Source organism: Helicobacter pylori (genome assembly GCF_015904775.1).
GTDB classification, from domain to species: domain Bacteria; phylum Campylobacterota; class Campylobacteria; order Campylobacterales; family Helicobacteraceae; genus Helicobacter; species Helicobacter pylori_DM.
Map to the genome: position 1 here is coordinate 1 of NZ_JADZNC010000034.1, position 955 is coordinate 955.

At 37.3% G+C, this 955-nt stretch carries 1 protein-coding gene; it reads right to left on the reverse strand.

The genetic code is table 11. The features are described 5' to 3' along the window. The coding region (locus tag I6852_RS07870; RefSeq protein ID WP_197292081.1) for a glycosyltransferase family 10 domain-containing protein at positions 1 to 955 on the reverse strand (955 nt) is incomplete at both ends.

Genomic DNA, 955 nt, shown 5'->3' on the forward strand with positions numbered 1-955 from the left:
CTCAAATCATCAATAGATATTAACGGCTCATGCAAATCACGATAGAAAACAAAAGGGTTATCGTGATAAATCGTGTCGTTTTCTAAAATCGTTTTAAAAAAATCCAGGATTTTTTTAAAACTCAAATCTTGGTAAAAGTAAGCTTTCCCATCAATAGTGTTTAAAGGGTTTTCATAGAGCATGTCTAAATAAGCGTTTGGGTGCGTGTGCAAGTATCGCACGTAATCAATCGCTTCATCAAAGTTTTTAAAATCACAAACATTCACAAAACTCTTAGGGTTAAAATCTTGTGCCACGCTGGGACTCCCCCAATAAATAGGAATGGTGTGGCTAAAGTAAGCGTCAATGATCTTTTCGGTTACATAGCCATAGCCTTGAGTGTTTTCAAAACACAGATTGAACTTGTATTGGCTTAAAAACTCGCTTTTGTTTTTGACGTTATAGCCTAAAGTGTTTTTCACGCTCCCTCCCGAAGCCACTGGCTCAATAGAATTTAAAGCCTCATAGAAAGCGTTCCTAACAGGAGCGTTAGCGTTGCTTGCTACAAAACTGGCAAACCCTCTTTTCAAAGGATCGCTTTCATTATTGATTAGCGCGCATAAATGTGGGTGGTTTTCTTTAAATTTATGGGAGGGTTTTTTTAAAGTATAGAGGCTGTCAGCTTTGAGTTTATAGGGTGAAGTGGTGTCATTAACAATCTCGGCTTTATAATGCAAATAAGCGTAATACAAAGGCATTCTCAAATAACGATCGTTAAACTCTAATTCATCAAAGCCTATGGCGTAATCAAAAAGGTTGAAATTAGGCGCTTCATTTTCACCGGTGTAAAACACTCTTTTAGTGTTTTGATAAGAGAGGATTTTTCTGGCTGATCCAATAGGACTGCCAAAGACGAGATCTGAAAATTCGTTGGGGTTTTGGTGGAGAATGATTTTATAGCGTTGTTTTAGGATGA